Annotated in this window: 20 protein-coding genes and 4 pseudogenes; 9 read left to right on the plus strand and 15 right to left on the minus strand. The window is 60.8% G+C overall.

Features of this window, described 5'->3' with window-relative positions:
- Nucleotides 1-41: 41 nt before the first annotated feature.
- From NE852_RS28795 to NE852_RS28805, 3 genes and pseudogenes are all read left to right on the plus strand, one after another.
- Nucleotides 42-275 (plus strand): annotated as a pseudogene (locus NE852_RS28795) (EF-hand domain-containing protein); the annotation flags it as partial.
- 383 nt (nt 276-658) lie between these two features.
- Nucleotides 659-2,475: pseudogene (locus tag NE852_RS28800) on the plus strand (methyl-accepting chemotaxis protein).
- Between the two features lie 144 nt (nt 2,476-2,619).
- Complete coding sequence (locus NE852_RS28805; protein ID WP_008532542.1) at nt 2,620-3,012, plus strand: DUF4112 domain-containing protein; 393 nt, start codon at nt 2,620-2,622, stop codon at nt 3,010-3,012.
- A gap of 18 nt (nt 3,013-3,030) precedes the next feature.
- Here the strand turns inward: NE852_RS28805 and NE852_RS28810 are convergent, their stop codons facing one another.
- The 8 genes and pseudogenes from NE852_RS28810 to NE852_RS28845 form a co-directional block, all read right to left on the minus strand.
- Nucleotides 3,031-4,086, minus strand: a complete 1,056-nt coding sequence (locus tag NE852_RS28810) for a DUF1176 domain-containing protein (RefSeq protein WP_008532541.1) — start codon at nt 4,084-4,086, stop codon at nt 3,031-3,033.
- Nucleotides 4,087-4,397: 311 nt separating this feature from the next.
- Nucleotides 4,398-5,435: a Gfo/Idh/MocA family protein gene (locus NE852_RS28815; protein ID WP_008532539.1), complete on the minus strand. Its 1,038-nt coding sequence runs from the start codon at nt 5,433-5,435 to the stop codon at nt 4,398-4,400.
- Between the two features lie 148 nt (nt 5,436-5,583).
- Entirely contained in the window at nt 5,584-6,369 is a 786-nt protein-coding gene (locus NE852_RS28820; protein WP_008532536.1) for a ThuA domain-containing protein, read from the minus strand.
- 62 nt (nt 6,370-6,431) lie between these two features.
- Entirely contained in the window at nt 6,432-6,911 is a 480-nt protein-coding gene (locus NE852_RS32635; protein WP_308821827.1) for a TOBE domain-containing protein, read from the minus strand.
- A 123-nt stretch (nt 6,912-7,034) separates the two neighbouring features.
- Nucleotides 7,035-7,456: pseudogene (locus NE852_RS28830) on the minus strand (ABC transporter ATP-binding protein); the annotation flags it as partial.
- An 11-nt stretch (nt 7,457-7,467) separates the two neighbouring features.
- Entirely contained in the window at nt 7,468-8,298 is an 831-nt protein-coding gene (locus NE852_RS28835; RefSeq protein ID WP_008532533.1) for a carbohydrate ABC transporter permease, read from the minus strand.
- Nucleotides 8,298-9,284, minus strand: coding sequence for a carbohydrate ABC transporter permease (locus NE852_RS28840; protein WP_008532532.1), 987 nt, complete (start codon nt 9,282-9,284; stop codon nt 8,298-8,300). The genes NE852_RS28835 and NE852_RS28840 overlap by 1 nt, the downstream gene beginning before the upstream one ends.
- A gap of 64 nt (nt 9,285-9,348) precedes the next feature.
- Complete coding sequence (locus NE852_RS28845) at nt 9,349-10,611, minus strand: ABC transporter substrate-binding protein (RefSeq protein ID WP_008532531.1); 1,263 nt, start codon at nt 10,609-10,611, stop codon at nt 9,349-9,351.
- Between the two features lie 268 nt (nt 10,612-10,879).
- Here NE852_RS28845 and NE852_RS28850 point away from each other — a divergent pair, with 268 nt between their 5' ends.
- On the plus strand, nt 10,880-11,893 hold the full coding sequence (locus NE852_RS28850) for a substrate-binding domain-containing protein (protein ID WP_258157194.1): 1,014 nt from the start codon (nt 10,880-10,882) through the stop codon (nt 11,891-11,893).
- Between the two features lie 21 nt (nt 11,894-11,914).
- Here NE852_RS28850 and repC read toward each other — a convergent pair whose 3' ends face one another.
- From repC to NE852_RS28885, 7 genes are all read right to left on the minus strand, one after another.
- Nucleotides 11,915-13,207, minus strand: a complete 1,293-nt coding sequence (repC, locus tag NE852_RS28855) for a plasmid replication protein RepC (RefSeq protein ID WP_258157131.1) — start codon at nt 13,205-13,207, stop codon at nt 11,915-11,917.
- A 154-nt stretch (nt 13,208-13,361) separates the two neighbouring features.
- Complete coding sequence (gene repB / locus NE852_RS28860) at nt 13,362-14,363, minus strand: plasmid partitioning protein RepB (RefSeq protein ID WP_008532525.1); 1,002 nt, start codon at nt 14,361-14,363, stop codon at nt 13,362-13,364.
- Between the two features lie 2 nt (nt 14,364-14,365).
- Complete coding sequence (gene repA, locus NE852_RS28865; protein WP_008532524.1) at nt 14,366-15,559, minus strand: plasmid partitioning protein RepA; 1,194 nt, start codon at nt 15,557-15,559, stop codon at nt 14,366-14,368.
- Between the two features lie 253 nt (nt 15,560-15,812).
- Nucleotides 15,813-17,099, minus strand: coding sequence for a hypothetical protein (locus NE852_RS28870; protein WP_008532523.1), 1,287 nt, complete (start codon nt 17,097-17,099; stop codon nt 15,813-15,815).
- A 103-nt stretch (nt 17,100-17,202) separates the two neighbouring features.
- A complete protein-coding gene (locus NE852_RS28875) occupies nt 17,203-17,607 on the minus strand; it encodes a type II toxin-antitoxin system VapC family toxin (protein ID WP_258157132.1) in 405 nt (134 codons plus the stop codon).
- Complete coding sequence (locus NE852_RS28880; RefSeq protein ID WP_258157133.1) at nt 17,604-17,837, minus strand: AbrB/MazE/SpoVT family DNA-binding domain-containing protein; 234 nt, start codon at nt 17,835-17,837, stop codon at nt 17,604-17,606. Before NE852_RS28880 ends, NE852_RS28875 begins: the two co-directional genes overlap by 4 nt.
- A 68-nt stretch (nt 17,838-17,905) precedes the next feature.
- Nucleotides 17,906-18,658, minus strand: coding sequence for an SDR family oxidoreductase (locus tag NE852_RS28885; RefSeq protein WP_258157134.1), 753 nt, complete (start codon nt 18,656-18,658; stop codon nt 17,906-17,908).
- A gap of 348 nt (nt 18,659-19,006) precedes the next feature.
- Here NE852_RS28885 and NE852_RS28890 point away from each other — a divergent pair, with 348 nt between their 5' ends.
- From NE852_RS28890 to NE852_RS28910, 5 genes and pseudogenes are all read left to right on the plus strand, one after another.
- A complete protein-coding gene (locus NE852_RS28890) occupies nt 19,007-22,642 on the plus strand; it encodes a PAS domain-containing protein (protein WP_258157135.1) in 3,636 nt (1,211 codons plus the stop codon).
- Nucleotides 22,639-23,285, plus strand: a pseudogene (locus NE852_RS28895) (response regulator transcription factor). Before NE852_RS28890 ends, NE852_RS28895 begins: the two are co-directional and overlap by 4 nt.
- Nucleotides 23,282-23,644, plus strand: a complete 363-nt coding sequence (locus NE852_RS28900; protein WP_008532509.1) for a response regulator — start codon at nt 23,282-23,284, stop codon at nt 23,642-23,644. The pseudogene NE852_RS28895 and the gene NE852_RS28900 overlap by 4 nt, the downstream one beginning before the upstream one ends.
- A gap of 14 nt (nt 23,645-23,658) precedes the next feature.
- On the plus strand, nt 23,659-24,354 hold the full coding sequence (locus tag NE852_RS28905; protein WP_008532508.1) for a response regulator transcription factor: 696 nt from the start codon (nt 23,659-23,661) through the stop codon (nt 24,352-24,354).
- Nucleotides 24,355-24,620: 266 nt separating this feature from the next.
- Nucleotides 24,621-24,968 carry a helix-turn-helix transcriptional regulator gene (locus NE852_RS28910; RefSeq protein ID WP_008532507.1) on the plus strand — a complete coding sequence of 116 codons (348 nt, stop codon included), beginning with the start codon at nt 24,621-24,623 and terminating at the stop codon, nt 24,966-24,968.
- The last annotated feature ends 19 nt before the right edge of the window (nt 24,969-24,987 follow it).

The raw sequence follows: 24,987 nt of genomic DNA on the forward strand, positions 1-24,987 counted from the left end.
CGCAATGCGTTGCATCCCCACCCTCTAGCGATGGAGCGCTTATGACGACCGTTTCCGCCGCCACATCAATCTCTTCCTATTCCTACAGCAAGAGTTCGACATCCGCATCCCAGGACATCCTATCCTGTAGTACGGTTCCTGCGAAAAAATCAACCACAACCGGGCAGCGTGGTGAAGACACGTCCACCAGCGCCGACAAACCGATTGCCCAGCTGATGTCGCTCGCGATGAACCGCTTCGATCAGTCCGGCTCCGGCAGCGAAGACGATGGCGGCGAAGGCGCAGGCTCACTGTCGGTCGACGCGCTTGACGAGGCAGATTGCCCGCAATGTCCGGGATCGCGGGCTGCGGGCGGATTTCGGGTGAACTTCTGAACCGTCCAATCCGTCTGCTTTTATAGTGAACCTGACATAAGCTCGCGACCGCGAACTGACGTGAGATTCTCGCAGCCCAAGACCCATGCAAAATTCACGTTATATTATATAGGCGCTCCTGAATGTAGTATTCACACGAGAATTTGATGTGAAATGGCATTCAAAACATTCTCGTTAAGAGCGAGACTTAAAAAATTAACTATATTTAAGTGTTCCCGTGAAATTCTGCCGTACGTTGATCAGGCACCTCGCAGCGAGGCGCAAAAGGTTATTTGGAGACGGTCTTGGCATTTACTATTGCCCGTAGTTTGGTGGCGTTCGGCGCCGCCGTTTCAGCAGGTCTTTTCATCTCGATCGGATTGCAGCAATCGGCCCTCAAAAGGCTGGAGATCAACGGACCGGTGTATGAGCAGGTCGTCTACGGCAAGGACCTCGTTGCCGATATTCTGCCGCCGCCGCTCTTCGTGGTCGAATCCTACATGCTCTCCTTCGAGGCGAGCAAGTTTCCCGAACTGACCGAAACCAATCTCGCGAAGATCGCGGATCTGAAAGCCGCTTACGACGACCGCCGCGCCTATTGGAAAACCACCCGGCTGCCGCAATCGCTGAAGGACGAGCTCGAAAACGATGTGCTGGCCAAGGGCGACAAGTTCTGGGACGTCATGAACCGTGAGATCATCCCGGCCCTGAATGCGAAGAATGAAGACAAGGCGCGTGGCGCGATCGAGCAGTTGCGCGTCGCCTTCCATATCCACCAGGATGCTGTCGAGAAACTCGTCGCGAATTCCGACGCTTTCATGAAAAATGAAGAGAGCGACGCGGCCTCGGAAACCGTGCGCTGGACGATCTATGCTGGAGGTGCCGGTTTCGGATCGGTCGCCTTGCTGCTGGTCGGGCTCTACCTCCTGCGTCGCCGGGCAATCGTGCCGCTCGAAGGCATGAAAGAATATATGGGCAATCTCGCAGAAGGCGATTTTTCCACCGAAGTTCCCTATGCCGACCGCGCCGACGAAATCGGCGCCATGTCCAAGGCCGTGGCCGTCTTCCGCCGCAACGCGCTGGAACGCCAGGACGCGCAGAAGCGCGAAACGGCGCTTCGCGATGCGGAATTCGAGCGCGAACGCAGCCAGATGGCCGAGAAGGCCGCCGAGGAGAAGACACGCGAGACGGTGATCGACGAGCTGACATATGGCCTCGACCAATTGTCGCACGGCAACCTCGATTGCCGTATCACGACACCTTTGCCGCCACCTATGAGGCTTTGCGCGCGAAGTTCAACGACAGCATGAACGCGCTTTCCGCCTCGATGGCCGAGATCGCCCAGACCTCCAGGCAGGTCGGCAGCTCCTCGGCCGGCATCACCAGCGCGGCCGACAATCTCGCCTCGCGCACGGAGCAGCAGGCCGCGATGCTCGACGAGGCCACGACCGCGCTCAAGGAGATGAACGCCAAAACCAAGGACGCTTCCCATCATGCCGGCAAGGCAACCGGGATGATGGCCGAGACCCGCATCAGCGCCGAACATTCGGCGGCCGTCGTTCGCGATGCGATCGCCGCCATGGAAAGGATCGAAGGCTCCTCCGCCCAGATCGGCGACATCGTCAACGTCATCGACGAAATCGCCTTCCAGACGAACCTTCTCGCGCTGAATGCCGGGGTCGAAGCCGCCCGCGCGGGTGAGGCCGGCAAGGGTTTTGCCGTCGTGGCGCAGGAAGTGCGCGAACTCGCCTTGCGCTCGGCCAACGCCGCCAAGGAGATCCGGGCTCTGATCTCCACCTCCTCGACCCAAGTGTCGACCGGGGTGGAACTCGTCAACCGCACCGGCAGGGCGCTCATGGAAATCGAAGGACAGGTCGAACAGGTTTCGGGGCTGATCGCCCGCATCGTTTCCGTGTCCTCCGAGCAGGCAGTGGCGATCGGCGAGATCAACGCCTCGGTCAATGCGCTCGATGAGGTCACGCAACGCAACGCCGCCATGGCGGCGGAAACCGTCTCGGCCTGCCGCGCGCTCGGCAACCAGACTCAGACGCTGGAAGGCGTAGTTGGCCGGTTCCAGATCGAGACGCCGGCGAGCGGTACCAGACCGCAGAGAGCCGCTTGACGTCGTCGACCTGAAGGACTGACGCCGCAGGCGAACCTTATCGGGCTTGCGGCGTTTCACGGCAATGGACAAGCATTATCGTGATCCCGCACCTCCGCCGCATCAGAATCCCGCGCCGCAATCTGCGGCACCGCAGGAATTTTGATGCAGACTTCCGCCGGCACCAAACGCCTCACGTCGATCGAGCGCGAAAGAATCCGGCGCGCCGTCCGCATCGCTCGTCTGATGGACACCGCCGTCAGATTGCCCATTATCGGCGTGCGGATCGGGGCGGACTCGGTTCTCGGCCTCATCCCGGCTGTCGGCGACGTCGCCGCATCCCTCATCGGGCTTTACCTCATCAATGAGGCAAGGCATCTCGGCGTTCCCAACCACAAGCTGGCGCGCATGGCCGTCAATCTCGGCATCGATGCCGCCGGCGGGACGGTTCCCCTGATCGGCGATCTCTTCGATATCTATTTCAAGTCGCATCGCCGAAACGCCGGCATCATCCTCGAGCATTTCGGGCTCAAGGAAAACGAACTGGATCGTCTTTAGACGGAAACGCGCGGCAACTCACCTCGACCGATACAAGATCGGCCAGTCCACAGCCTGGCTGCCGCCGCACGATGACTGGAAGGATGCTTCCGCAAGCTTGAACTCGGCACCGTCCCACACCCATTCGGCGGAGAGGCCACAATCGGCAACGCCTCGCCCCCTGCCTGCCATCTGCAGGCTTCCGGTATTCGTATCGAAACCCGGTTCAACGAAGAGCGTTGTCGGACCTTCACCCGCCCCAAGAGGAAGTTGCGGCTGAAAGAGAATGGGAACACCATCTCCCTTCATCGGCACAATGAAGACCAGTGACGATCCCTGGTAAGCGCCCATGATGCAAGGGATCAAGACAAGGGCATGATTTGTGTCGAGGGGATAGGCATCGGCATCAAGTGCTTCGCCCGTCGCGTCGGTTTCGCATTGCTCACGCTCGTAAGCAGCCTTGCCGGCACTTTTGACCCGCTCGAGCAGGCGTTGTTTCTCCGCATCCGACAGGGTGATATCGATCTTTCGGCGTTTGATGACGGGCAAGGCAGGCGGAGCCGGCACCTTCGAAGCGGGAGCGGCTCCCGTCTTGATCAGCGCCGTTACGCCGCCGACACGACCCTGGCGGTCATCCATATGCAGAAGAGCGGCAACCATGCCGTCGAGCGGAATGGCTGCCTTGTCGTCGCCGATTTCGATCTTCGTATCATTGCGCAGATCTGAAAGAAGCTCCTTCACAGCAGCCGGATCTTTAGTCGAGATCGTCGTGAGGTCGCCGTCCCGGGAGAGCTTCCAGGAGGATCCGAAATGCAATGGTTCCCCATCGGCCTGAAAATGATCCAAGCCGGTCGAAAACGGGACGCTCAGCGTAACTTCAGTGACGGCATCGGGACCGGCGGCGCGGACGAAGCGCATGTCGGGAGTGCCGATGGTAAGCTCTTCGAAGCCCTTGGCCTCACACGTCAACCCATTGTCGCACACGACCAACCATGATTTGTATTTGTCATAGGACGGTTCGGCAGCGCTTGCCGGGCCGCACAGAACGGCGCCTGCCAAAAGGATTGCACCGGTCCTTTTACCGAGCTGTTTCATTCATCGCTTCCCCATCGACTACACCTTATTGAAATTAAATCATTTCCCGGCGTGGTCCGCGCGGAAATCCTTGGCACCGGCACGCTCTTCACCGAATGCCAAACTTCACCACGACCATCCGCCGGCTTGAACGCCACGACAGAATCCAGCTTACCTGGAATTGCAAAATGAACAATGCGCCTCTGGCCTCTTGCGCTCCGCCGGAAGGGCCGCACTTGGCGCAGACCTCTCCATCAGCCGACATCACGCCTTGCTCCGGCGTTAGCCCGTACGAGCGCCATCAACACGACGCGCTTTAGGCCCGCCTCCGCCTAAAGCTCGGTCAAAGCCCCGGCCGTCTTTACTGCATGATCAAGAACGAATTGCAGCTTCGCGGCGTGGCCGAAACCCGGCTCATCCGGCTGCCCTTTTTGCACGGCGTTCGCAAATCGCCGGAAGTTGGTGATAACAGGTTCGACCTCGATCTCACGCCAGATCGCCTTGTCGGCATCGGCGCCTTCGCAGGCCCTGAGGATCGAGCCTTCAGGCGTATGCACCACCTCGAGCGCGCCCTTATCTCCATGCAAGCGCAGGCGCAATTCGTTCAGATGGCCGGTCGCCCAGCGCGTTGCATGGATGACGCCGGCCGCGCCGTTTTCGAGTTCGGCCATCATCAGGAAGCTGTCATTCGCGTCGAGATCATACTCGCCGATCCGGTTTCCGGGGCTCTTGTCGAACACCTTGAGATGCGACGCCGCCGCCTTGACGTCGCTTCCGGCGGCAAAAACCGCGAAGTCGAGTATGTGGATACCGACATCGCCCAGCACGCCATTGGAGCCATGCTTCGTAGACAGCCGCCAGAGCCATTGCGATTCCTTGGTCCAGTCGCCCCAAGCCTTTGAGACCAGCCAGCTCTGGAGATAGGATGCTTCGAAGTGGCGGATCGCACCGAGGCGCCCGTCCAGCACCATTTTGCGCGCTGCCTGCAGCGGCGCGACGTTGCGATAGGTGAGGTTCACCATCGTGACCTTGCCGGATGCGGCCGCGGCGTCGGCCATTTCCTTGGCCTCGCGGTAGTTGACCGCCAGCGGCTTCTCGCAGAGCACATGCTTGCCGGCGGCAAGTAACTTCATCGTCGTGGAATAGTGCGCGCGATCTGGCGTGACATTGGTGACGGCGTCAAACTCCCCCCAGGCAAGGGCGTCATCGAGCGACGTGAAGGTCAGCGGGATCGCATGCCTGAGCGCGAAGGCCCGCAGCCGGACCTCGTCCGTGTCGACGGCGGCAACGATTTTGACGCCGGCGATTTCCGAGAAATTCATGGCGTGGGTGTTTGCCCATCCTCCAGTTCCGAGAATGATCAAGCGCATTTTTGTCCTCATGGTCGTTTATCGAATTGTTCGCAGCAAAATCGACCGTCCTTCACAAGCGCCAGACGGTGTTGCCAGATGGAGAGATCAGCGCCGTTCTTCCGGGCCGATCGGATGCGTCTGCGCCGAAGCAAGCTGTTTCAGCTCCTCAGCGATAACCGGCTTCGCCGGCCTGGTGCAGTCTCGGGCCGCGTTCGACGATCGGCTCCAGCGCCTTTTCTACCGGCACATTGGGAGCGTCGGTAATAGCAGTCAACGCCGCTTCAGGGTTATGGGCCCACTTGACGCCGTTGATCAGCACCTTCTGGACATTGGCGTCGTGATAGGTCGGATAGGTCTCGTGGCCGGGGCGGAAATAGAAGATGTTGCCGGCGCCGCGCCGCCAGGTGAGGCCCGAGCGGAACACTTCGCCGCCCTGGAACCAGGAGATGAACACCGTTTCCAGCGGCTCCGGCACCGAGAACTGCTCGCCATACATTTCCTCGTTCTCGAGCTCGAAATGTTCGCCGATGCCGGCGGCGATCGGATGGCGCTGGTTGATCGTCCACAGCCGTTCGCGCTCGCCGGCCTCGCGCCATTTCAGCGCGCAGGGCGTGCCCATCAGCCGTTTGAAGATCTTCGAGAAATGGCCGGAATGCAGGACGAGCAGGCCCATACCCTCCCAGACGCGTTTGGCGACGCGCTCGACGACGACGTCGGACACCGCGCCATGATCCTTGTGGCCCCACCAGGTCAACACGTCGGTTTCATCAAGGCGGGCCTCGCTCAGCCCATGCTCCGGCTCCTGCAGTGTCGCCGTCGTCGCGGAGATGCCGGGATCGCTGTTCAGCGCATTGGCGATCGTCGTGTGCATGCCCTCGGGATAGATGCCGCGGACGATCTCATTGATATTTTCGTGGATGTTTTCACCCCACACAACGGTGCGAATGGTCACGTCGTTTTCTCCTTGTCGTTGAAACGGATCGAGTCTTGGGAGGAACGTCGATCCTGGGAAGATCAGGCAGCCTGCATGGACTGGCGTTCGAGCGCCCGGCCCGAACGGTCGAAACGGTGGACGTGGCCGGCAAGCGGGGCAAGGCCAAGCGTCTGACCCGGCTCGTGACGGGAGACGCCGGACTCCCGCACGATGAGCGGCTCCTCCGTCCCGATATCCACGTAGACGAAGCTATCGGAGCCGAGGATTTCCGAATGGATCACCGTGCCGCTCCAGACCGGCGACTCAGGCGCGATGCGGACATGCTCCGCGCGCACGCCGATCGTATGGCAGCCATAGGACAGCGCTAGTTCGCCCGACAGAAAGTTCATTTTCGGCGAACCGATGAAGCCGGCAACGAAGACCGAATTGGGGCTTTCGTAAAGTTCCAGCGGCGTGCCGATCTGCTCGACGACGCCGTCCCTCAGCACGCAGATCCGATCGGCGAGCGTCATGGCCTCGACCTGATCATGCGTCACATAGATCATCGTCGTATTGTGCATGCTGCGATGAAGCTTGGCGATTTCGAGCCTCGTCGCCACTCGAAGCGCCGCATCGAGATTGGACAGCGGCTCATCGAAGAGAAAGACCTTGGGATCGCGGACGATCGCCCGGCCGATCGCGACGCGCTGACGCTGCCCGCCGGAAAGCTGTCGCGGCAAGCGCTGCAGATAGGATGAGAGCTGCAGCATGCCGGCCGCCTGTTCCACACGCTGGCGGCATTCGTCCTTGGTGCGTCCTGACAGTTTCATGCCGAAAGCCATGTTGTCGAAAACCGTCATATGCGGATAGAGCGCGTAGGACTGGAACACCATGGCGATCCCCTCTTCGATGGCGCGTGCTGGTTCACCATCGCGTTGTCGAAGGAGAGCGTTCCCGATGTGATGTCCTCCAGGCCGGAGATAAGCCGGAGCAGCGTGGACTTGCCGCATCCGGATGGCCCCACGAACACCATGAACTCGCCGCGGCGGATGTCCATCGTCACGCCCTTGATCACCTCGAAAGCGCCGAAGCTCTTGCGGATGTTCTCCAGTCTGATTTCTGCCATGTCCTACTCCCTCAACCCTTGACGCCGCCGGCGGTCAGCCCCGAAATGATCCGGCGCTGGAATATCAAAACGAGCACCACAACCGGCACGGTGACGATCACCGAAGCCGCCATGATGTTGCCCCATGGGATCTCGAATTCGCTGTTGCCCGAAAGCAGGGCGATGGCGACCGGAACGGTCCGCTGCGTATCGGACGATGTGAATGTCAGCGCAAAAAGGAACTCGTTCCACGCGGTGATGAAGGCGAGCAGTCCTGTTGTCACCAGCGCCGGCCACATCAGCGGCATGAACACCTGGGTGACGATGACCCACGGTGAGGCGCCATCGACGATTGCCGCCTCCTCGATCTCGATCGGCAATTCGCGCATGAAGGTCGTCAGCACCCAGACGGTGAAGGGCAGCGTGAAGATCATGTAGGAAAAGATCAGCGCGAAGGGCGTGTTGAAGATGCCGATCCAGCGAATGAGTTCGAAGAGTCCGGCAAGGACGGCAATCTGCGGAAACATCGACACCGAGAGGATTGTCAGCATCAACAGCGCCCGCCCGCGGAAATGCACCCGTGCCAAGGCGAAGGAAGCGGTGATCGAAAGCAACAGCGACGCCGAAACCACGACGCAGGCAATCAATGCGGAATTCGCAAGACTGCGGACGAACCCGCCCTGGCCCATCACGGAAGTGTAGTTGCCGAACGAGATCGAGGTCGGCCAATAATCGACCTGGAAAAGGGCCGTGCCGGTTTTCAGGCTCGTGAGGACCGCATAGTAGAACGGAAAGACCGCAATGACGACGATGACCGTGACGAGCAGGTAGAAAAGCGTATTCCTGGTGATCGACAGCAGCATCAGCGTTCCTCCCCACCGAGCCTGACGCGGCCGAGCCAGATATAAAGGATGGTGACGGAGGCAATGATCAGGAAAAGCACCGTTGATGCGGTGGCGCCGTAAGCGAACTTGTCGAAGTCGAACAGGTTTTCGCGCGCCATGACCGACATGGTCTTGGTCTGCGCATTGTTGGGCGTCAGAACATAGATCAGATCGAAGATGCGCATCGCATCCAGCATCCGGAAGATCACGGCAACCATGATGGCCGGGCGGATCAGAGGCAGCGTCAGTCGCCAGAAGACCTTGACCGGATTGACGCCGTCGATCTTGGCGGCCTCATAGATATCGCCCGGAACCATCTGCAGTCCGGCAAGGATCAGAAGCGCCATGAAGGGCGTCGTCTTCCAGACGTCGACGATCAGCACGGCGACCATTGCCGTTTCCGGATTGGCGGTCCAGGCAATCTTCTGACTGATCAGGCCGAAGCCGAGCAGAATGTCGTTCAGGATACCGAATTGATCGTTGAGCATCCAGGCCCACATCTTGGCCGACACGATCGTTGGGATGGCCCAGGGAATGAGGATCGCGGCCCGTACGATCCCGCGCCCGACGAACCGTGCATTCAGCACCAGCGCCACGATCAGCCCGAGCGTGGTCTCGATCACGACCGAAAGGACGGTGAACTTGGCAGTGTTCCAGACGGCTTTCCACCAGACCGGATCCGCGAGCAGCCCGCGATAGACGGTCCTGCCGCTCTTCAGCGTCACCCACGACAGATAGTTGTCAAAGCCGACGAACCGAGCATTGCCGAGCTCGTTGAGCGACGCGTTCGTAAAGCTGAAATAGATCGTTCTGAACAACGGCCAGCCGGCGACGATTGCCAGGATCAGCAGCGTCGGTGCCAGAAACATCCAGGCGGATCGAACGCGTTCGGATCGCAGCTCCGTCGAGGTTCTGAGATGGGTAATCCTTGGTTCTACTGCTTGCGAAACTACGATTTCAGTCATGAAACGCCTCTCCCGTCCGCTCGTTCGAAACCGGCCGGCGGCTTCACAGCCGCCGGCCGGAATCTCACCAGGCGTCACCCTTGAGGGTGGTGAGGTCGGCTTCCAGAAGCTCGAGATTCTCCGCAGCCGAGCCGCTGCCGGACAGCGTGTTGTGCACTGCCGTCCAGAACTTCGAGGATACTTCGTTGTACTTGACCTTGGCGGTCGCCGAAGGGCGCGGCACCGCATCCTGGAAAATGGGTTTCCAGTTCGGCATGAAGGGCTGTGCGGCGGCAACATCCTTGTCGTCATAGAGGTCGGTCAGCGTCGGCAGGTTGGACAACTCGATGGCACGCGCCTTTTGAACATCCTTCGACGCCAGGAATTTTACCAGTGCGATGGCGGCTTCCTGCTTTTCGGAAAATTTCGAAACCGCCAGGTTCCAGCCGCCAAGCGCCGAGGACGGCTTGTCGCCGGCCGCTGCAACCGGCAGCGTCATGACGTCGAACTTGCCCTTCACGGCGCTGTCGGCGCCGTTGCCGAGGGAGTAGGCATAGGGCCAGTTGCGCATGAAGACGGCGTTTCCGGTCTGCCAGACTCCGCGCGATTCTTCTTCCTGATAGGCGAGTACGCCAGGCGGCGAGATCGTGCCGATCCAGCCCTTGGCGCGTTCCAGCGCTGCCGCCGCCTTTTCGTTGTTGATCGAGATCGTCCCGTCCGGCTCGACGATCTGGCCGCCGCCCGACGACTTCACCCATTCCAGCGCGTTGCAGGTCAGCCCTTCGTAGGAATTGCCCTGGAAGACGAAACCCCAAACGTCCTTCTGCCCGGCCTGACGTTCTTTATCCTGAATCTCCTTGGCGGTTGCGGCCATCTCGTCCCAGGTCTTCGGCGGCTGCTTGCCATATTTCTCGAGCAGGTCCTTTCGATAAAACAGCGCCGGAGCGTCGGTAAACAACGGCAGCGCCACGAGCCGGCCGTTGACGGTCTGGGAAGCGATGATCGACGGGAAGAACTGGCCGACCACGTCCTTGGTGGCGTCCTTGAGATCAATGAACTGGTCGGCAAGCTGCGGTGCCCAGATGACATCGGTCTGATAGACGTCGATGTCCTTGTTTCCTGCCGCAAGCCACAAGCGATATTGCGAAAACTGCTCGCTGCTCGATGACGGCATGGTGACGAGCTTCACCTGATTGCCGGTATTCTTCTCAAAAATTGCAAGCTGCTTGTGCAGGAATTCGACGTTCTTGCCCGTGGTGTTGGCGGCAAATGAAATCTCAGCGGCATGCATGGGGCCGGCGGCGATAGCGAGGCCAAGCGCGGACAAGGCCAGAGCAAACTTTTTCATGATCTCCTCCCAGAAATTGAAATCGATTTGGCAAGCGGACCATTGCAGAAGGCCGCGACGACGTCAAGACATCAAAACGGCTTCTGATAGTTGCATTTGTATGATAAAAATGGCCGTGATGCCCGGATAAAGGCGTAAATTGCGCATCGGCAGCCGATATCTTGAAGCCACTTATTTGAAAACGTTTTCAATTTTTGCCGAATTGGCAGTTGCCCGTTGCGCATCACCAACGCATCGTCCATTGATTTCCGGGACAAAGAAGACACCGATGAAACTTCGTGAATTTGCAAAGCAGCTTGGGCTTTCTCCGACGACGGTCAGCCGCGCACTCAGCGGCTATCCGGAGGTGAGCGAAACCACGCGTGCTCGGGTTGCAAGCGAAGCAATGCGGCTTGGCTATCGCCCCGATATCAATGCCGTGCGCCTGAAGACCGGGCGAGCCGGAGCGATAGGCGTCATGATGGGACGCTCGGGAGAAATTCATTTCGCTGAATTCGTGTCGGGCATGGCGCAGCGCCTGGAAACGACCGATACGGATATTCTCATCACGCCGATTACCACGCATAATGACGATGACGAGATACAGGCCTACCGGCGTCTGGTCGAAAGCCGCCGGGTGGACGCCGTGATCATTCATTCGCCTCGCCCCAGAGACCCGCGGATCGAGATGCTGAACAGCTTGGGCGTGCCTTTTTTGGTCCACGGCCGCTCGGAGACCGAGCACGTGCATGCGTGGCTCGATATCGACAATGAAAATGCCGTGCGTCGAGCCACCGAACACCTGCTCGATCTCGGGCACCGGCGCATTGCGATGATCAATGGCCTACGGGGAAAGACCTATTCGATCCATCGCGAACAGGGTTTTCGGATAGCTCATCAGGAGCGCGGGCTGGCCGCAGATCTCAACCTGATGGTCTGCGATAAATTCTCCGACGAGAGCGGCTTTCGCCATGCCCGCTCTTTTCTCGAGAGCACCAATGCGCCGACCGCCATCGTTGCCGGTTCCACAATGACAGCGCTTGGTGTCTACCGTGCCGTGCGTTCGCTTGGGATGACGGTGGGCCAAGATGTTTCCGTCATCGCCCATGACGATGTCTTCCCCTATCTGACGGCTGAAAACATGGTTCCGTCGCTCTCGAGCACGCGATCCTCCATGCGCGCCGCGGGCACACGCTGCGCCGAGCTGACGCTACAGCTTATCGCCGGCCGCCCCGCAGACGAGATCCACGAATTATGGCCGGTCGAGCTGATCCTGCGGGAAAGTACCGCAGCGCCCCGCTGACTGCGCTGCATCCGAAGTCCATCAGCCGGCATCACGCCTTACTCCACCATTCGCCCGCACGAGCGCCATCAGCATGGGGCCGATCGCAAATTCGCCTCGCTCGGTCCTTCGAGTGAGATCGCGGAGATAACCGCCGGGCGAATTGATATGTCCGCCTCGTTCCAGAATGCAGGCGATCACCGTCGCGGCGTTTTCCGGCCCCATGCCGGCGCAGGCTTCTTCATAGGCCGAGGGGCTGACGCCGAGCATCGAGCGGACGATGACGGCGGCCGACATCAGGTCGCGCCAATTGCCGATCGTTCCGCCCGGTCCGTAATCGAGAATTTGCGGGCACGCCTGGAGAACGAGGCCGAGCGGGAAGGATTTCAGGCCATGACCCGCCACCGGACCGGTCGCCTGGGTGTTCCTGCCTGAAGGCCGTTGCTGTTTCAGTCTTGGCTCGTCCTGCGGCTCGGCGACCGTGTCGTTATCGGCCACAGCCTTCGCGCCCTGCTTCGTTTCGAAGCTTGGTTCAAGTTCAGATGTGGAGTCGGGGTTTGAATTCTGTTTGTGGCGCTCAGTTTGAGACTCATTGGCGTCCATTTTTTTAATTTTTACATGTATTTCCAGTAAGTTGACCGCTTCTTCGCGCAACAGGCCCATCTCGTCGAGCAGCGCTGTCAACGCCTCGGCGCTGGCCACCCGCGGAATCCGAAGAACGAGATCGCGAAACAACATCGACATCTGCTCCCAGTCGCCAGGAACACCTTCCTCGATGGCTGCCGCGATCAGCTTCGAGATATCGCGCCGGCACACGGTCAGGCGCTCCCTGGTCGCCCTGACGAGTTCCCGGTCGGCAACTGCCTCGGCGGCAAGGTTTTCGATCTCGGCCGCACGTGCCAGAAGCGGCGCGACGCTGAAGCCGAAAGCTTCGCCGATCGCCCCTGCCCTGTCGCGGCGCGCATAGCGCTTTCCGTTCGCACTGTCCTTGCGCAGGATCAGGCCCGCCTCGACCAGTACGGCAAGATGCCGCCTCAGTGTTGCCGGCGTCATTCCGCGGGCGCGAAGCGAAAGCTGCGCGTTCGAGGGAAAGACGATCAGGCCTTTCTCCTCGGAGATCTCGTCGTCGGGATAGAAGGTCAGAAGTGCGTCGAGCACCGTCAGCGCCCGGTCGGTCACGCCGAGCGCCGGCCGCGCTTCGCAGATCGCCCTGAACAGCTTCCACTTGCTGCGTTTTATCCCCGGCTCGATCGTCTCGGCCAGTTGTTGGCTTGCCAACATGCCAAGCGACATCGGCCGCCGCCCAAAGGGCGTCGTCACATATCCACTCTCCATTTGCCTTCACCTTCGTTCAGGCAAAAGAAAACCGTCCACCCTTTTCGGTGCCAGGACGCTTGACTGTGATTCGTGAAAATGCGATTCTCGATGTGCTTAAGATCTGAGAAGGGCTTCCACGACGGCGTCGTTGGGGGCCTTTTTCTTTTGCGCGCTACGCTCCTCTGTGCTTTTTGAATTCCTGGAACAGGCTCTGCAGCCTTTCCTGGACGAATTGATCGAAACCGGGCGCGGACTTGCCGTCAAAGACGAAGGTCGCGCCGGATGCTGTCTTCTTGACAGTCACCGGCACGCCGCTGACCTCGGATTTGACTGCTGCAGGCTTCGGAGCGGCGACCTTCTTCGTCGCCAGCACGAATGCCCGGTGAAACCGCTCGTCACTTGAGATCTTGCGCGCGTCGTCCGCGGACAACTCGGCGATGATCTTGCCGATATCAGCGCCCTCGATCCGCTCGCCCAGCTCCAGCCATCGCCGGCGGCCGATGTCGGGTGCGGCGCCGATAGCGTTGATGAGTTCCAGGGGAACCTGCCGGATCACGATCAGCATTCTCGACAGCGCCGCCTTGTCGACGCTGAGCGCCGCCATGATGACGTCACGGCCGAAGCCGCGCTCTTCCAGCCGTGAGGCAAAGAGCGCGCGTTCGACATAGGAAAGATTGGTCCGGGCGCTGTTTTCCTGGCCCTGGCTGACGACCAGCTGGCCGTCTGTCAGATCGCGGACAACAGCCCGCACCTTGATGCCGATTTCCCTGGTGGCGGCGAGGCGGCGATGGCCGTAGGCGACCTGGTAACGCCCCTTGGTCTCGGGATGCGGGCGCACCAGGATCGGGACCTGCTGCCCGTGCTCGCGGATCTGCTCGACGAGGTCGGCAAGCTCGCCCGCGTCGATCGCCAGCCGGTCGCTGACGAAGGAGGCGTCGATCAGCCCGGGATCGAGTTCGACGATCATCTGGCCGGCGGCGAGCTGACGTTCCAGCTCGCTTGCCCGCTCCATCTTCTCGGTAATGTTGCCGAGCGTCTTCGTGATGCCGCCGACGGGTGCCCCGCTGCGTTCCTGCGGCACGAAGCCCGCAATAGGGCGATTGTCGCGCGGCGCGACCGTTTCCGTCCTGGCCGGGTTGGGCGCGGAAATCTCGATGAGGTTCTTGCGCGCCATCTCTATTTCCTTCCCCAGGTGGAGCGGATATGCGCCTCGATCTCGCCATTCACGAGGTTGAGGGACTCCAGAGCCCGATCATAGGTCCCGCGGGTGAATTGCGACCGCTCGACCTCGTAAAGGGTCTGCTTGGTGACGCCGGCATCGGCGACGGCCGTCGATTTCACCATGGCATTGCGGAGCATGCGATTGCCGAAAATCGCCCGCATGAAGCCGGTCATCTGGCTCTGCGGCCCGTCATTCGGTTCGAAGCGGGTCACGAGATAACGCATCCAGTCATAGCTGGTGCGCCCGCCGGCCTTCTCGACGACCGACATCAATTCGCTGGTCATCGTCAGGAACTGCGACATCGACATGACGTCGAGCATCTGCGGATGGACGGTGATCAGCACCGATGTCGCCGCGCAGAGCGCCGACATCGTGAGGAAACCGAGCTGCGGCGGGCAGTCGACGACCACGACGTCGTAAAGGCTTTCGATATCGGTCAGCACCTCGCCGATGCGGGCGAAGAACATCGTCTCGGCCGTGCCCGATGCCATGGCCTTCGGGGTCTCGTGCTCGAATTCCATCAGCTCCAGATTGCCGGGAATAAGATGCAGATTGGGCGTATAGGTGGCGCGCACGATGTCGGCGATGGGGCGCGGCTGATCGTAGCGGATCGCGCCGTAGATCGTCTCGCCTTCCCCGACGTCGAATTCCGGCTGATGGCCGAACAGGGCTGACAGGGATGCCTGCGGATCGAGATCGACGGCAAGCACGCGGTAGCCCCGGAGCGCCATGAATTGCGCCAGGTGAGCCGCGGTGGTGGTCTTGCCGGAACCACCCTTGAAATTCATGACGGAGACGATCTGCAGCTTTTCGCCCGGCCTGCGGGCCGGCACATATTTCGGCGTACCGTTGCGCTCATCGAGAACCCGGCGAATCCGGTCCATGTCGGTGGCGCTGTAGAGCCTGCGCCCGTTTGCGAGCGGATCGGGCCCGTGGCCGTCGGCGGCCACCTGCCGGAGATAGCCTTCGCCGATACCGATGAAGGCCGCGGCTTCGGCCGGCGAAAATGTCCGGATCGTCTTTTGCGACAACGGCGGAAAGATTTTGGCCTGATGCTGCTGAAGTTGGTAGGATAACTCCTTCGCATCCGTTGCCAGAAGCGACGGAAGGTGCTCTTGATCATCTTGAAGAGCAAGACTCGGCTGCATGATCTCTTTCCTGCGTAACTGCGCAATTTTGAACGAAAGCGCTTCAGTTGCGCAGTTACTATATGCCTCGATTCGTGACCGAATTACAAATGCTTAACCAAAACGCGTGTTTCGCCGCTTCAAGATAAGCGTCCCGCACGCGGTCGATTCGGGCAAATATGCGAGCAAAGTCCTACGGTTCGCCACGACGGGCGACAAAGGCCGGCGCGTTCGCCGCGCCTCTTCCAATCATGAGAATTCTCACCTCACCGGGCTATTGCCCGTCATCTCTAAGGTAGTTGGTGCCGTTGATCACCAGCAGTCCATCGGAGCCTTTGTCAGGTTCGAAAATGCTCATGCTCTCCGTCTTGCCGCTCGCATCGGTCAGGTCGAGGCGATAGCCGGAAAGCCTGTAGCGTCCGCTGGAACCAGGCCGGTCGCCTTGCGATCCGCCGATCTCATTGGTCATCGAAACGCCGGACCAGCCGGTGCGTTCGAAAGCGCCGTTCTTATGCAGCGTCAGCTCGCGGCTTGCGGCGACCGATCCCGAGGATGTCATGGTCATGCCGCTCGATGCGAAGGTATAGACCCATGTGCCGTCAAGGGTGGTGCCATCCTCGAACGGCGGCACGGCGCGATAGTCGGCATCGTCGATCACCAGGTCTTGCCCCTTCTTCGAGAAGCTCTTGGCCTCGATCTCGATCGTTCCGTAAGGAGAGGTGACGCTGCGCATTTCGATCGAACCGGCGGAAGAGAAGAAGCCGCCGCCCGCAAGCCGGTAGAGGCCGCAATCGGTCGGATTGTCCTTGCAATGCTCGACAATGTTCCGTCCGCCCTTCGGCAGTTCCGTGCTGAACAGGCCTTTCGGGTCGAACACGTTGATCTCGCTGTCGGAATAGAGGTCCATGCCGCCGAAGACATTCGGCCGAACGCCGGTATCGAGATGGGTGAAGACGCCGTCGAGCCCGCCATCGTCGCTCGCCGGCGCGAGATCGAAATCCTTGTCGGAAGGATCGAGCTTCAGCGAGCGCACGATAGCCTCGAAATCGGCCTCGGCGCCACTGCCTCTGTCGCCGCTGACGTTCAAAAGCACGAGCTGCAGATAGGCCTGACGCTTGTCACCGGCGATGCCGACGACGATCTGCTTGATGCTCACCTCCTGCTGCTGGACGCAGCAGCGTTCCTCCACGCGGATATCGTGGCCGTTCACGGTGACCCCGTAATGCTTGATGAGAATGTCTTCCTTGGCCATTTCTGGAAGCGTCGAGACGAAGGTCCTGAGGCCTGCCGGGAGCGAACTGCGTGCTGCCGCGATGGGGGTGGAGATCTGGATCAACGCGCTGCCGCGCTTGTCGTCCCCCGTCTCCGGAAAATCCTTCTGCAGCATGAAGAGATCGCCCTTGGCGGCTTTTTTCCAGCCGGCGGCGGCATCAGGCAGGCTCACCGTCAAACCGCCGATATCGGCGGGTGCTGCAAAGGCCTGCGGGCAGAAGAGGAGGAAAAGGAGGCCGAGAACAAAAGCCAAGGACGATTTGGCTCGTCCGATCCCGTCGATATGCATGCTCCCTCCCGTTTCGGCGACCGCCGACGGAATTTGGAGCAGGGCTGCAACTTTTCAACCCAGAGCTTCCATGAAGCTTTTTTGAACGTCGCGCAGGCCGGCTTCAGGAACCGGGCGCAATCAATTTCAGAGAAGGGAAATAACTGCGATAGCGGCCGACATCGCGCGTCAGGAGCGGCAGCTGCTGCACGGCGGCGTGAGCGCCTATGAAAAAATCGGGAAGGACGCCGGTGCGCGTCCCACCCGCCTTGCGATACTGGGTGAAGACCTTGCCCGCGAGAAACAGGGCGGCCTTCGGCATCGGCGTCATGTCGAGGCCGGCCGCTTTGACAAATGCTTCGAGGGTCTCGATCCTTTCGTATCGGACGGCAAGTTCGGCATAGATCACATCGTTGATCAGCAGGGGGCCTTCGATGCTTGCCGCCTCGAGTTGGGCGATCGACCAGTCCGACCATTTCGGGTCGTCGGTTACGAGATCGAGCAGAACATTGGTATCGACGAACGTCACGATTCGCCGCGCGTCAAAGCCATGATGGCGTCGGTATCAAGGCCCTTGCCAGCGTGGCCGCGCAGCTTCTCGAAGCGGCTCGCCGGCCGCTTCTTATCGGCGCGCGTCAGAACCACGCTGCCGTCGGCGGCGCGGTGAAAATCGACCTGACTGCCGGGAACGATGCCGAGCAGATCCCGAACGGGCTTGGGTATGGTCACCTGCCCTTTGGCGGTAACGGTCGTGGCCATGTCGAGCGCCTTTGTAATACTCTTCTTCTCAAAGGTATTACCTCGCGCGAAAAAATTCAAGCCGGTGGCTAGGCGGCCGTCGATTGGTAGAGCCAGTCCGAGAGCTTCTCGTTCGCCATGCGCGCGGCAGCACCTGGAAGCAGGACGCTGCCGGTGAGCTCGACGCCGAAATAGGAGGCGGAGGGATCGGTCACCACCTGCCGCGGGTCTTCGTCTGCGGCGAGATAGATCCGGGCGATTTCATCGATGCCGAACTGTTCCGGACCGCCAATTTCGACGATATCGCGCAATGGCTTGCCGACCGCCAGTTCCGCCAGGAATGCGGCGACTTCCCGTGCGGCGACCGGCCTCATGGCGGTCGGAGGCAAGCGAAAGAGATCGCCTTCGACGCCGATGTCGATCAATCCATTTATGAATTCGTAGAACTGCGTCGAACGCAGGATCGTATAGGGCCGGTCCGAGGCGCGGATGAGATTCTCCTGCACGGCCTTCGCACGGAAATAGTCGCTTTCGACGAGGTATGGCGTGCCGACGACGGAGAGAGCGAGATAGTGCCTGACGCCGGCTGCCGCGGCGGCAGCAAGCAGGTTCTTCGTCGACGTCCTGAAGAAATCGAATGCCGTATTGTCGCCAAAGGATGCGGCATTGGTCACATCGATGACGATTTCGCTGCCCGCCATCGCGGCTTCGAGACCCTCGCCCGTCACCGTGTCGACGCCAAACGTCATGGATGCGGCCGTGACATCGTGCCCCGACAGGCGCAGCCTCGTCGTGAGTTGCGTTCCGACAAGGCCGCTTGCTCCTGCTACCATGATCTTCATATCGGCATCCTCTCTGTCTCGGCCACCTCGGTCCAACGCCCGCGCCTGGGCGACAATGACCGGAAAACCATGGGCCTTCCATCGTCCCTGAGGTCCGGCGTCCTGGTCCTTGGGCGTAGGCGAGCCCGCCTCAGGGATAGGATGTTCGATCGCAGAAGCGGGCTCCCGCAGCTCTTCATTCCGGAGTTCCAACTATATCCGCGCGCAATGCATGGGTTTCCATGAGTTGCGGTTGTGGTGAGCCAGGATTACGGTTCGGACATGAGCTCGCCGGTCCAGAAATCGAAACCAACCGCCGCAGAACATGCGGACGCTTCCCCGGTCATCTCCGTCCGGCAGGAGCAGTTTATGATGAACGTCTGGTCGCACCGCCCCAAGCTTCTGCATCTGGGGTTCTTTATCGCCGCCTACGTGCTGGCCTGCGGCTTCGCGCAATCTCTGGCGATCGTGCCCGGAACCGGCATTTCCATCTGGCCGGCGAGCGGGCTTTTCCTCGCGACCCTTATTCTCAGCTCCGGCTACAGCTGGCCCTGGTGGGTATCGGGAGGCTGCCTTGCGGAGATGTTCAGCAATGTCCTGTGGTTTCACAGTTCGCCGCCTGCCGCCTTCCTGATCTATGTCGGCAACGCGCTTGAAGCGATCGTGGGAGCCTGGCTCGTCAACCGCGTCCTGAAGCGGCCGGTGAGGCTCGAGAGCCTGCAGGAAGTCCTTGCTTTCGTCGCGCTCGGCGCCGGGATCGCTCCGATCGTCAGCGCGACCGTGGGCAGTGCGACGCTCGCCTGGTTCGGCATCCTGTCGCAATCCTTCGTGACCGCATGGCCGCTATGGTGGATCGGCGATGCAACCGGCGTCCTCATCGTGGCGCCATTGGCGCTTGTCGTGCTCCATAGCTGGCGGGGCAAACCAAAGCTCTCGCCCACGCAATGGATGGAAGCTTTCGTTCTCGGGCTCATCTTCCTCGCGGTCGCCGCTCTTTCGCTGAGCGGCTACCTTCCCTTCGCCTATATCATCATGCCGCCTCTTCTGTGGGCCGCAGTCCGCTTCGAGTTCAAAGGCGCGGCGGTCTCGCTCGTGCTGCTGGCGCTGATCACGGCAGTCTTCACGATAACGGGCGCCGGCGAATTCGCGGGCGATCCGGAATCCCAGAAACACAAGCAGATCATGCTGCAGCTTTTTCTGGCGATCTCGGCGCTTTCGGCGCTGATCGTTGCCGCCATATCCCGCCAGCACCAGCTGGCAGCGCTTTCGCTGCGCCAAAGCGTGGAGGCATTGCGTGAACGGGAGCAGGAGCTCTCGCAGCTCGTCGACATGGTGCCGAGCCACGTCTGGCGCCTGACGCCCGAAGGCGAGCCGACCTTCTTCAACAAGCGCATGGTCGATTTCCTCGGCTTCGACGTGGCGGATTCGGACAGGCCCGGCATGAGCAGGCTGGAGGCGGTCACCGAGGCCATCATTCATCCCGATGATGCGGCCGGCTTCCGCGATGCGCTCAACCAATGCTTCGCCACAGGCGAAAATTTCGTCATGCGGTATCGGCTCCGCCGCGCCGACGGCATTTATCACTGGATGTCGAGCCGCGCCGAGTCGATGCGGGATCAGATGGGGAATATCGTTCAGTGGCACGGCGTTTGCCACGACATCGACGATCAGGTGCATGCCGAAAAGGCGGTCAGGGATAGCGAGTTGCGGCTTCGGCAGATGATCGATGCCATCCCGGTCCGCGTATGGAGCGTCGAGCCCACGGGCGGCTCGATCTACTTCAACAAGCGCTATCAGGACGATTTTCGCGCCGTCATTGCTGATTTCGATGCTCTCGGCGAGCCGACCATCGAAGGTCTTCTGCACCAACTGATCCATCCCGAGGATGCGCCCGATGTTCAGCGCACCTTGCGGCATTGCTTCGAAACCGGCGAAGGCACCACGATGCGGTTTCGCCGGCTGGAACAGGGCGGCGTCTATCGCTGGGCCGAATGCAGAGTGGAACCGCGGCGCGACGATGACGGAAAAGTCGTGCAGTGGTACGGCGTTACGCTTGATGTCGACGAGGAGGTACGTGCGCTCGAGGCCCTGCGCGAGCGCGAGCGCGAACTCTCGCAACTCGTCGACATGGTCCCCGCCCAGATCAGGCGTCTGACGCCGACGGGCGAGCCCGTCTTCTTCAACAAGCGCCTGATCGATTTCTTCGGTCTCGACGTCGGGGACATGGACAGGCCGGGCATGAGCCGCCTGTCGTCCGTCATAAATACCCTGGTTCATCCCGATGATGCGCCGCGGCTGCTCGACACGGTTCATCGCTCCCTCGTCAGCGGCGACCCCTTCTCGATCAAGTACCGCATGCGCCGCTTCGACGGAGCCTATCGCTGGGTCGACGGCCGCGCCGAGCCGCTTCGGGATCAGAACGGCGGAATCACCCAGTGGTACGTCATCTCGGTCGATATCGATGACGAGATGCGCGCGCAGGAAGCGCTGCGCGACCGGGAGCGCGAGCTCTCGCAGCTGGTGGACATAGTTCCGAGCCTGCTCTGGCGGCTTGATCCGGAAGGCACCCCGGCTTTCTTCAACCAGCGCCTGATCGATTTTCTCGGTCTCGATATCAACGATATGGAAACGCAGGGTCCCAGCCGGCTTGCCGCCTTCATCGATGCCGCCATCCATCCTGACGATGCCGCCGGCCTCACCGAAGCACTCCAGCATTCCTTCGCCACCGGCGAACGCTTCGCCAAACAGTATCGCCTGCGGCGCGCCGATGGCGTCTACCGCTGGGTCAAAGGCAGCGCCGAGCCGCTCAGGGATGAAAACGGGCAGATCATTCAATGGTACGGCCTGACGCATGACATCGACGATCAACTGCGCATCCAGGAGGAGCTGCGCGAAAGCGAGCGTTCGCTCTGGCAGATCGTCGAAACGCTGCCTGCAATGATCGATTGCGCCGCTCCGGACGGAGAACCGATATACCGCAACCCTCAGCTACGCGACTTCCTCGGTTACAAGCTCGAAGAACTTGATGGAACGGGGAAAACCCGGCTGGACGCCACGCTCGATGCCGGCGTTCATCCCGATGACGTGGCGGAGGTCAAGGAGAATTATGCCCATTCATTGCGCACCGGCGAGCCCTATGCGCGCCGGCATCGTTTGCGGCGGTTCGACGGCGAATATCGCTGGGTCGAGACACGCGCGGCGCCGATGCGCAATGCCGAAGGCGTCATCGTCCAGTGGAACGTCATATGCCTCGATATCGACGCCGAAGTTCGGGCGGAGGAAGATCTGCGTCAGGCGCGCGAAGGCCTTGCGCGGGCAAGCCAGGTGGCAAGCCTCGCCGAGCTTTCGGCCTCCATCGCGCATGAGGTGAACCAGCCGCTGGCAGCCGTCGTGGCGAATTCGCATGCCTGCCAGCGCTGGCTGATGGCCGAGCCGCCGAACATGGAGCGGGCACAGAGGACGGTCGAGCGCATCATCCGGGACGCCAATTCGGCGGCGGACGTCGTCAGCCGCATACGCGCCCTGTTCAAGCAATCCGTGGACAGGAGAATTCAGACGACGCTCTCCAGCATCATCGAGGAAGTACGCGGCCTGATGGCCGACGAGGCCTGGCGGCGGCGTGTCCGCCTCGACACCAAGATTGACGGCGCCCTGCCCTTCATCGCAATCGACCGAATCCAGATCCAGCAGGTTCTGATCAATCTCATTCGCAACGGCATCGAGGCGATGGAGGCGACGGCAGACGACAGGGTGATCGAGATACGCGCTCACCAGGCTGGGAATGTCGTTGAGACCAGAGTTAGCGATCACGGCCAGGGCATCGAGTTTCCCGAAAGGATGTTCGAACCTTTCTTCACGACGAAGGAAAACGGCATCGGCATGGGGCTTGCGATCTGCCGCTCGATCGTCGAGGTGCATGGCGGAAGATTATGGGCGGAGAAGAACGAACCGCGCGGAGCGACGTTGATCTTCACATTGCCCATTGAAACGAAGGCGGCGCCATGAGGCCAGATGACCATATAGTCTTCATCGTGGATGACGATGAACGCATTCGCGAAGCCCTCGGCGAGCTCATGGATCGCATGGCATGCATGCCGTCGCCTTCGAGTCGGCCGGCGACTATGTGACGGCGGAAAAGCCCGATCTTCCTGCCTGCCTCATCCTCGATATCGAGCTGCCTGATATCAACGGCCTCGACCTGCAGGGACAGATCGCCGATGGCGATCATCCGCCGATCGTCTTCATTACGGGACATGGCGACATTCCCTCTTCCGTACGCGCGATCAAGCGCGGTGCCGTGGATTTCCTGACCAAGCCGTTCAGCGACGAGGATCTGATGGCGGCGATCCAGGCGGCCATCGCCCAGGATCGCCACAAGCGGACCGAACGCGCCGAGCTCGACATGCTGAAACAGCATTACCTCGACCTGACGCCGCGCGAGCGCGAGGTGCTGCCGCTCGTCGTCAGCGGTCTTCTCAACAAGCAGGCGGCCGCCGAACTCGGGATCAGCGAGGTCACGCTGCAGATCCACAGAAGAAACGTGATGCAGAAAATGGCGGCGGCGTCGCTCGCCGACCTCGTGCGGATCGCGGAGAGATTGGAAATACCGATCACCCACTCACGCCGTGTGGGAGGGAATTCTTCATGAACGAGACAAGACATGTCGTGGCAGTTGTCGATGACGATCCAAGGCTTCTGGAATCGATGGGCGACCTTCTGGAATCGGCAGGCTATGTGGCCCGCGGCTTCTCGTCGGCGGGCTCGCTGCTGGTCAACGGCCTGTCGGACCTCGACCTGCTCATCACCGATATCGGAATGCCCGGTATCGACGGCTTCGAACTACGTGACCTGGTGCGGAAATCGCGCCCGGAACTGCCGGTATTCCTCATCACCGGTCGCCACGAGATCGCCGATCAGGGCCGCGCGCAAGGCGCCGGCGGATTTTTCCGCAAGCCCTTCGATGCCCAGGCGCTGCTCACGGCCATCGCCAACGCTTTGCACAAATAGAGACGGAGGGTGACATGAGAGTTGACCAGACTTTGGCCCGGAGATCGGCGCCGTCATCACTGCAGCGCAGAAGCAAAGAGGAGCGGCCGCTGGTCATCATCGTCGATGACGACGCATCCGTCCGGGAGGCACTGTCGGAACTGATCCTGTCGGCAGGCTTCCATCCCGCCAGCTTCGCCTCCACCCGCGAATTGCTCGATGCCGAAATATTGGAGAACCCCGGCTGCCTGATCCTCGATGTGCGCATGCCGGGAGCAAGCGGTCTTCATCTGCAAAGCCATCTGGCCGAAAACGGCATCACCAAGCCGATCATCTTCCTGACAGGGCACGGCGACATCCCGATGACCGTCCAGGCAATGAAGGCCGGCGCCGTTGATTTTCTCACCAAGCCGGTGCGGGACCAGACGCTGCTCGACGCCGTGACCGCGGCGATCGCCATGGACGGCGAACGGCGGGCGGAAGCGGCCATCGCCAACCGCAATATCGAACGCCTGGAGACGCTGACGCAGCGCGAGCGGGAGGTGCTGCATGAAGTGGCGCGCGGACGATTGAACAAGCAGATCGCCTTCGACCTCGGCATCAGCGAAGTGACGGTCAAGCTGCATCGCAGCAACGTCATGCACAAGATGGAAGCCGCCTCCATTGGCGAGCTGATCCGGGCGTGGGAAACGCTACCCGCGCAGATGCGCCAGGCCGCCGGCGTGCGCTGAGCATGCCGCGCCCTTGAGATTCGCTTGCCGCGCCTTAGATCCCTGCCCAGCCGCGGACGGCCGGTTTCCCTTGGGGTTTTCCCGGTAGACGCCCGATGTGGCCTGCCTTTGATGTCCAAATGGTGCGCCATGTATCCAATTCGCGCCAAAAACGACCGCGCGGCCGCGACAGTGGCTTCCGATCTCGCTCGCATGCGGTATCCCTAAATTAAAGCGCGGGGATATGACTTGATGCCCGGCTTTGGTTCCTTGAAGGAGATCTCGCCATGAACAATCGCTCGTCAGCCGCGTCTGAAACCAACGCCTTCGATAACGAAGCAAACTTCTTGTCGGCAATGGGAAATGCCAAACGACTTCACATCCTGCGTCTGCTGGCCCAAGGAGAGCTCTCCGTGACGGTTCTGGCCGACGAGGTGGGATTGAGCCAATCTTCGACCTCCCAGCATCTGTCCATTCTCCGGGAACAGGAACTCGTGCGGACGCGAAGGGCTGCCCAGACGATCTACTATTCCCTTCATTCCGGCGCGGTCAGAACGATGCTCGATACGCTCGCCGACATCTTCGGAACGCACCGTCACGCCAACGCGGAATATATCCGAGCCGTGGGCACCTGACGAAACGGCGAAGCGTTGC

This window comes from Rhizobium sp. Pop5, from assembly GCF_024721175.1.
GTDB lineage: Bacteria > Pseudomonadota > Alphaproteobacteria > Rhizobiales > Rhizobiaceae > Rhizobium.